Below are 7,732 nucleotides of genomic sequence, written 5' to 3' on the forward strand. Positions count from 1 at the left end.
AGCGCGTCGTGGTGCGGGTCAGTGCTGCCGGGTGCGCGCCCGAGGTTTTCAGGGGCGCGGGGAACTGCGCGACCAGCCACAACGGACCCGCAGCCGCCAGCAAACAGAACCCGGCAGACGAGACGACCCCGCTGCCCGCCGGAGGCAGATGTGCGGATGGGCATCGCAGGGGGTACGAATTCCTCGAACGGCGTTCGTATGCACCCGTACCTCACCCGACCCCCGCACGGGGTGACCCCAAGGCGGTGACAGGCACATGGCAGCGCGTTTCGACAGTGGACGGCTCTGCCTGGACCTCCTCGCGACCACGCACCCCGAGGAACAGCTCTACTCGGTGGAGCGGTTGTGCGCGTGGATCGAGGGCGCGGGCTGCGTGCCGAAGGGAACACCGCTGGCGGACGCCGACACCACCTGGCTCGTGCGCTTTCGCGAACTGCGGGGCCTCATAGGACAGATGGTCCGGCGCGAACCGGTCCTCGACTCCCGGTCCTTCGAGGCCGCGCTCACCAGGATCAACGAGTTCGCGCGGGCGGCGACCCCCGCACCCCGAGCCGTGCGCACGGCGGACGGGACGCTGGTGAGGACACTGGACGGCACCCCCGGTTGCGCGGCGCTGCTGGCCCTGGTCGCCCGGGACGCCGTGGAGTTGCTCACCGATCCGGTGGCGCGCGCGAGCCTTCGCCAGTGCGCGGGGGACAACTGCCCCATCGTGTACGTCGACACCTCCCGTGGACGACGCCGCCGATGGTGCTCCAGCGAGACGTGCGGCAACCGTGAACGGGTGGCCCGCCACCGGAGGCGCGCGGGACTGTCCCGGGCGTAGGGCCTTCACAAGTCGCCCCGACGCGCGTGCGGTTCGCCCCGTATTGCCCCTGACTGACTGCGCTTCTCACGGGTTATCAACTTCTTTGTGACTCGTGTCAGTTGGGCCGCATTCCCGACCCCGTGAAGAGTCAAACGTGTCGAGTTTCACAGCATGGGATTCATCTCTTCACAATTCCTCCCATCCCGTGCCGCGATTGCGGCGGAATTGGGCCCCTTGTCCCCCTGCTGCCCTCCAACTCGCATCTCGATCAGGAAAGTTGTGGCGTCACTTTGAACACACAGCTGGTTACCTACGTAACTCGTGATGAGCGACCGACTGGGGGAACCCCCGGACACCGGAGGTAACCGTGCGCAAGGATTCCGCTGTGGCCGATGAACGCCCGCACAGGGCACGACATCGCGCGTCACAGCCCTCTGAGCCCGACGAGGAGCTGATGCGCGCGCTCTACCGCGAACACGCGGGACCTTTGCTCGCATATGTGCTGCGTCTGGTCGCGGGGGACCGGCAGCGCGCCGAGGACGTCGTGCAAGAGACGCTCATCCGTGCCTGGAAGAATGCCGGTCAGCTCAATCGAGCAACCGGTTCGGTACGCCCCTGGCTGGTGACGGTCGCACGCCGCATCGTCATCGACGGCCACCGCAGCCGGCAGGCCCGGCCGCAGGAGGTCGACCCGTCGCCGCTGGAGGTCATACCCGCGGAGGACGAGATCGACAAGGCGTTGTGGCTGATGACACTCTCGGATGCGCTGGACGACCTGACCCCTGCCCACCGGGAGGTCCTGGTTGAGACGTACTTCAAAGGGCGTACGGTCAATGAGGCGGCCGAGACGCTCGGCATCCCCAGTGGAACGGTGCGCTCACGGGTGTTCTACGCCCTGCGGTCGATGAAGCTGGCTCTGGAGGAGCGCGGGGTGACGGCATGATGAATACGTACGGGGGTTACGGAACCGGGGGATCCGGTCCAGTACCGGGCGCCCCACAAGGCGGACCAGGCGACATCCACGAAACCGTGGGCGCGTACGCCCTCGGGATACTGGACGACGCCGAGGCGACCCAGTTCGAGGCGCATCTCGCCACGTGCGAATGGTGCGCCCAGCAACTCGACGAGCTGGCCGGAATGGAACCGATGCTGGCCGCGCTCGCGGACCTGCCCGGTGCCCAGGGAACCCCTGCCATCGGGGAGTCGCTGGCGGTCAAACCGAGTCAGCAGATGTCGGACCGGCTCGTCGGAGAGGTCGTCCAGCGGCGTTCCGCGAAGAAGAGGCGCAGCTTCTACATGCTGGCGGCCGGCGTCGCACTGATCGTCGGCGGTCCCACCGCCGTGTTCGCGACGACGGACGGCGGTGACGACTCGGGTCGTACCGTCCAGGCGCAGCCCAAGAACGCCAATCCCGCCAAGGACGCCTTCGACAACCTGGACGACAAGGTCAAGGCCACGGACAAGTCGACCGACGTCAGCGCCACGGTCGCCCTCGAGCCCAAGGGCTGGGGCACGAGCACCGTCCTGGAACTGGCGAACGTCAAGGGGCCCGAGAAGTGCTCCCTGATCGCCGTCGGCAAGAACGGTGAGCGCGAGACGGCGACCACCTGGGCGGTCCCCCCTCAGGGCTACGGCATCAAGAACGCCAAGGACGCGAAGGCGAAGGATCCGCTCTACACGTTCGGCGGCGTGTCCATGAACACGGACGAGATCGACTACTTCGAGATCGCGACCTTCGAGGGCAAAAAGCTCGTCAAGATCGACGTGTAGGACACGCAGGGCATAACACGCAGGGCATACAGGACATGCAGGACTCGGAAGGGCCCCGCCGCAGACCCCGTAACGGATCTGCGGCGGGCCTGTGAACACACCCCGGGTGGACGCATAGCCTCCCGGGGTCCCCTTCGCGTACGGTTGACGGCTGCCCAGCACGTCAGAAGGGGGCCCGGTGGCCGCTCAGGTTCAACAGGAGACCGCGCTCGGCTCGGCTCAGGACTCCGTCCGTGAGCGCGAGCTCCGCGTCGAACAGGAACACCTGGACCAGGTGTACCGCCGCCTCGAGGAGAAGATCCACGAGGCCGAGTTCCTGATGAACGACGCCGCCAAGCGCGGCCAGGTCGGCACGCCCGGCGCGCTCGCCGAGCGGGACGCCCAGGTCTTCCGGGCGGGCGTCCACCTGAACCGGCTCCACAACGAGTACGAGGACTTCCTCTTCGGCCGCATCGACCTGCTGCTCGGCAAGGACGGCAAGAAGGGGCCCGACGGCGCCTACACGGCCGTCGAACCCGCCGAGGGCGCGGTGCGCGAGGACGGCACGGCCGACATCGCCGAAACCCTGCACATCGGGCGCATCGGAGTGCTGGACGAGGACTACGCGCCGCTGGTCATCGACTGGCGGGCGCCCGCCGCGGCCCCCTTCTACCGGTCCACCCCCGTCGACCCCGGACGGGTCGTACGGCGGCGCGTGATCCGTTCCAAGGGCCGCAGGGTGCTCGGCGTCGAGGACGACCTGATGCGTCCCGAACTGAAGGCATCCCTGGACGGGCACGAGCTGGCCGTGATCGGCGACGGCGCCCTGATGGCCGCGCTGGGGCAGGCACGCAGCCACACCATGCGGGACATCGTCTCGTCCATCCAGGCCGAACAGGACCTGGTGATCCGGGCTCCCGCCGCCTCCGTGACGTACGTGGAGGGCGGGCCGGGCACCGGCAAGACGGCCGTCGCGCTGCACCGGGCCGCGTACCTGCTGTACCAGGACCGTCGCCGGTACGCGGGCGGCATCCTGATCGTCTCGCCGACCCCGCTGCTCGTCGCCTACACCGAGGGCGTGCTCCCCTCGCTCGGCGAGGAGGGGCAGGTCGCCATCCGGGCGATCGGCTCCCTGGTCGACGGCGCCGAGGCCACGCTGTACGACGCACCGTCCGCGGCCCGCGCCAAGGGCTCGTACCGCATGCTGAAGGTGCTGCGGAAGGCGGCGCGGGGCGCGCTGGAGCTGAACGACCCGCCGAGCCGGCTCCGGGTCGTCGCCTTCGGGCGCCGGCTCGAACTGGAGGCCGACGAGCTGGACGGCATCCGGCGCACCGCACTCAGCGGGACCGCCCCCGTCAACCTGCTGCGCCCGCGCGCCCGCCGGCTGCTCCTCGACGCCCTGTGGGCGCGGTCGGGAGCGGCGACCCGCCACACCGACCCCGAGCTCGCCGCCGAGCTGCGGTCGTCGTTCGACGAGGACATCACGGGCGAGGACGACTTCGTCGCGTTCCTCGACGCCTGGTGGCCCGAGCTGACCCCGCGCGGGGTACTGGCCGCCATGGCCGACGAGCGGCGGCTGGGGCGCTGGGCCCGGCGCATCCTCAATCCCGGCGAGGTGCGCCGTGTCGCCCGCTCACTCAAGCGGGACGGCCTGTCGGTGCACGACGTGGCGATGCTGGACGAACTGCAGGCCGTCCTCGGTCTGCCCGCCCGCCCGAGGAAGAAGCGCGAGCTCGACCCCCTCGACCAGCTCAGTGGCCTCGAAGAGCTCATGCCCGTACGCGAGGAGTCGCAGCGCGAGCGCGCCGAGCGGCTGGCCCAGGAGCGCACCGAGTACGCGCACGTCATCGTCGACGAGGCCCAGGACCTGACCCCCATGCAGTGGCGGATGGTGGGCAGACGGGGGCGCCATGCCACATGGACGGTCGTCGGCGACCCGGCCCAGTCGTCCTGGTCCGAACCGGACGAGGCGGCGGAGGCGAGGGACGAGGCCCTGGGCACGCGCCCGCGCCGCCGTTTCACCCTCACCGTCAACTACCGCAACCCCGCCGAGATCGCCGAGCTGGCCTCCAAGGTGCTCGCGCTGGCGATGCCGGGCTCCCAGTCCCCGTCCGCGGTCCGCTCGACCGGTGTCGAGCCGCGCTTCACTCCCGTACGGGAGTCACTGGCCCGCACCGTCCGCGAGGAGGCCGCGCGGATGCTGGACCGGGTCGAGGGCACCGTGGGCGTCGTCGTCGCCATGAACCGGCGCGAGGAGGCGGCCCGCTGGCTCGCCGGCCTCGGCGACCGGGTCGTGGCCCTCGGCAGCCTGGAGGCCAAGGGCCTGGAGTACGACGCCACGGTCGTCGTCTCGCCCGCCGAGATCGCCGACGAGTCCCCGGCCGGGCTGCGCGTGCTGTACGTGGCGCTGACCCGGGCCACCCAGCAGCTCACCGTGGTCTCCGGCGAGCGGGACGAGCCGGACGCGCACGGGGTGCCGGATCTGCTGCGTGACTGAGACGGGGCCCGTGGGGGCCTGATGGATGAACTCCCGGGACGGGAATGGCCTTACGGGATCTGTTTGTTAGCCTGGATGTGGCACCGGCCCGATCCAAGCCCCCGGGCCCAACCTTCGTCGCTTCGAGCGACCACTTGCCGCGAGGCGAGCATGGCGGGTCGGTGCCACTGAGTGTGCGAGAGGCTCACATCACCTGGTGATGTGAGCCTCTTCGCGTTGCTGTGAACCGGCTGGACACCGCTTGATCAACGAACAAAACGTTCGCAATCCGAGGGCGGCTACCGCGTACTCCGTAGTAGGTGCGACGATCGGACGGCACTACCACGCCCCAACGTTCCAACGGCACTACCCAGCTCCAGCTGAAAGCAGAGGAAGTCGGTCATGGCAACGGCGCCCAGCGTCTCCTACTCGATGACGGTCCGGCTGGAGGTGCCCGCGAGCGGAACCGCGGTCTCCCAGCTCACCACGGCCGTGGAGTCCTCCGGAGGCTCGGTGACCGGCCTCGACGTGACCGCGTCCGGGCACGAGAAGCTCCGGATCGACGTCACCATCGCGGCGACCTCCACCGCGCACGCCGACGAGATCGTCGAAGAGCTGCGCGGCATCGAGGGCGTGACGCTCGGCAAGGTCTCCGACCGTACGTTCCTCATGCACCTCGGCGGCAAGATCGAGATGGCGTCGAAGCACCCCATCCGCAACCGCGACGACCTGTCCATGGTCTACACGCCGGGCGTGGCCCGCGTCTGCATGGCGATCGCCGAGAACCCCGAGGACGCGCGCCGCCTGACCATCAAGCGCAACTCCGTTGCGGTCGTGACGGACGGCTCCGCGGTGCTGGGCCTGGGCAACATCGGCCCGAAGGCCGCGCTGCCCGTCATGGAGGGCAAGGCGGCCCTCTTCAAGCGGTTCGCCGGCATCGACGCCTGGCCGATCTGCCTGGACACCCAGGACACCGACGCCATCGTCGAGATCGTCAAGGCGATCGCCCCGGGCTTCGCCGGCATCAACCTGGAGGACATCTCCGCGCCCCGCTGCTTCGAGATCGAGGCGCGCCTGCGCGAGGCACTCGACATCCCCGTCTTCCACGACGACCAGCACGGCACCGCGATCGTCGTCCTCGCCGCGCTGACGAACGCACTTCGCGTCGCCGGCAAGGCAATTGGTGACATCCGCGTCGTCATGTCGGGCGCCGGCGCCGCCGGTACGGCCATCCTCAAGCTGCTCCTCGCGGCCGGCGTGAAGAACGCCGTCGTGGCCGACATCCAGGGCGTCGTGCACTGCGACCGTGAGGACCTGGCGGACCACGCCCCGGACTCGCCGCTGCGCTGGATCGCCGACAACACCAACCCCGAGGGCCTCACCGGCACGCTCAAGGAGGCCGTGCGCGGCGCCGACGTCTTCATCGGCGTCTCCGCCCCGAACGTGCTCGACGGTGACGACGTGGCCGCCATGGCCGAGGGCGCCATCGTGTTCGCGCTCGCGAACCCCGACCCCGAGGTCGACCCGGCGGTCGCCCGCCAGACGGCGGCGGTCGTGGCCACGGGCCGCTCCGACTTCCCGAACCAGATCAACAACGTGCTGGTCTTCCCCGGTGTCTTCCGCGGCCTGCTGGACGCCCAGTCCCGCACCGTCAACACCGAGATGATGCTGGCCGCCGCGACGGCCCTCGCCGACGTCGTGACCGAGGACGAGCTCAACCCGAACTACATCATTCCGAGCGTCTTCAACGACAAGGTCGCCGGCGCGGTGGCCGGTGCGGTGCGGGACGCGGCGCGCGCCGCGGGCGCGACGGTCTGACCCTCGCTCCGGTCCGACCCCGCGGCGGTTGTGATGGTGGCCACGGTCGCCGTCGAACACGGCGCGTCGCGGGACCCGGGCCCCTGGCCGCCCTCTAGGGTGTCGGCCAGGCTCAGGCCTGCCATGACCTGCGGGTCGCCGCCGGTGGCGGACAGCGCGTCACCGTGCTGTCGCGGTGGCGCTTCCGTGTGACTCCCAAGGGTGTTCGTGTGACTCCCAGGGGTGCCGGATTGGCTTTCCCGCCGCAGGTGGAGGCAGGATGCGTCCCTGGGCGCGAGGGTCTGACGAGGGACCCGGGTGCGGGGACCCACAGTGGGCCCTGGCAGCATCGGCTTCGCTGTGCCCACCATGCGGCTCCGCCGCGTGGCACGCCTCAACGGCAAGAAAACACGGGAGTAACAACATGAACCGCAGTGAGCTGGTGGCCGCGCTGGCCGACCGCGCCGAGGTGACCCGCAAGGACGCCGACGCCGTGCTGGCCGCGTTCGCCGAGACCGTCGGCGAGATCGTCGCCAAGGGCGACGAGAAGGTCACCATCCCTGGCTTCCTGACCTTCGAGCGCACCCACCGTGCCGCTCGCACCGCGCGCAACCCGCAGACCGGCGACCCCATCCAGATCCCGGCCGGCTACAGCGTGAAGGTCTCCGCGGGCTCCAAGCTCAAGGAAGCCGCCAAGGGCAACTGACCCCTTTCGGTCGTACGCCACGGGACGGCGTAGAGACCCAGTAACGCCAGTGGGGCGGCCTTCCGGTTCGGAAGGCCGCCCCATCGGCGTACGCGAGGCGCTGTGGCGTTTCTCCCCGGCCTTCTCTCCGGCCGGGGCTCGGATCGTCAGCCCGTCCGGCGTTTGAGGACGAGGCCGCAAGGCCGACAGCGGGTGGCGC

General features: G+C 70.0%; 6 protein-coding genes. All 6 read left to right on the forward strand.

Annotated features, from left to right (window positions below; all coding sequences use genetic code 11):
• The first annotated feature begins 256 nt into the window (after nt 1-256).
• The 6 genes from AB0959_RS26925 to AB0959_RS26950 all read left to right on the forward strand — a co-directional run bounded on the left by AB0959_RS26925 (nt 257) and on the right by AB0959_RS26950 (nt 7,533).
• The gene (locus AB0959_RS26925; protein WP_366829138.1) at nt 257-823 is read left to right on the forward strand and encodes a CGNR zinc finger domain-containing protein; all 567 of its coding nucleotides are present in this window, start codon (nt 257-259) and stop codon (nt 821-823) included.
• Nucleotides 824-1,172: 349 nt separating this feature from the next.
• The gene (locus AB0959_RS26930; RefSeq protein WP_013003188.1) at nt 1,173-1,748 is read left to right on the forward strand and encodes a sigma-70 family RNA polymerase sigma factor; all 576 of its coding nucleotides are present in this window, start codon (nt 1,173-1,175) and stop codon (nt 1,746-1,748) included.
• Entirely contained in the window at nt 1,745-2,575 is an 831-nt protein-coding gene (locus AB0959_RS26935; protein ID WP_366829140.1) for a zf-HC2 domain-containing protein, read from the forward strand. The genes AB0959_RS26930 and AB0959_RS26935 overlap by 4 nt, the downstream gene beginning before the upstream one ends.
• A 178-nt stretch (nt 2,576-2,753) precedes the next feature.
• Nucleotides 2,754-5,051: a UvrD-helicase domain-containing protein gene (locus AB0959_RS26940; RefSeq protein WP_366829141.1), complete on the forward strand. Its 2,298-nt coding sequence runs from the start codon at nt 2,754-2,756 to the stop codon at nt 5,049-5,051.
• A gap of 381 nt (nt 5,052-5,432) precedes the next feature.
• Nucleotides 5,433-6,848 carry an NAD-dependent malic enzyme gene (locus AB0959_RS26945; RefSeq protein WP_366829143.1) on the forward strand — a complete coding sequence of 472 codons (1,416 nt, stop codon included), beginning with the start codon at nt 5,433-5,435 and terminating at the stop codon, nt 6,846-6,848.
• A 403-nt stretch (nt 6,849-7,251) separates the two neighbouring features.
• Nucleotides 7,252-7,533: an HU family DNA-binding protein gene (locus AB0959_RS26950; RefSeq protein ID WP_006139383.1), complete on the forward strand. Its 282-nt coding sequence runs from the start codon at nt 7,252-7,254 to the stop codon at nt 7,531-7,533.
• The last annotated feature ends 199 nt before the right edge of the window (nt 7,534-7,732 follow it).

Origin of the sequence: Streptomyces sp. NPDC046862 (genome assembly GCF_040704615.1) — a bacterium.
Lineage (GTDB): Bacteria > Actinomycetota > Actinomycetes > Streptomycetales > Streptomycetaceae > Streptomyces.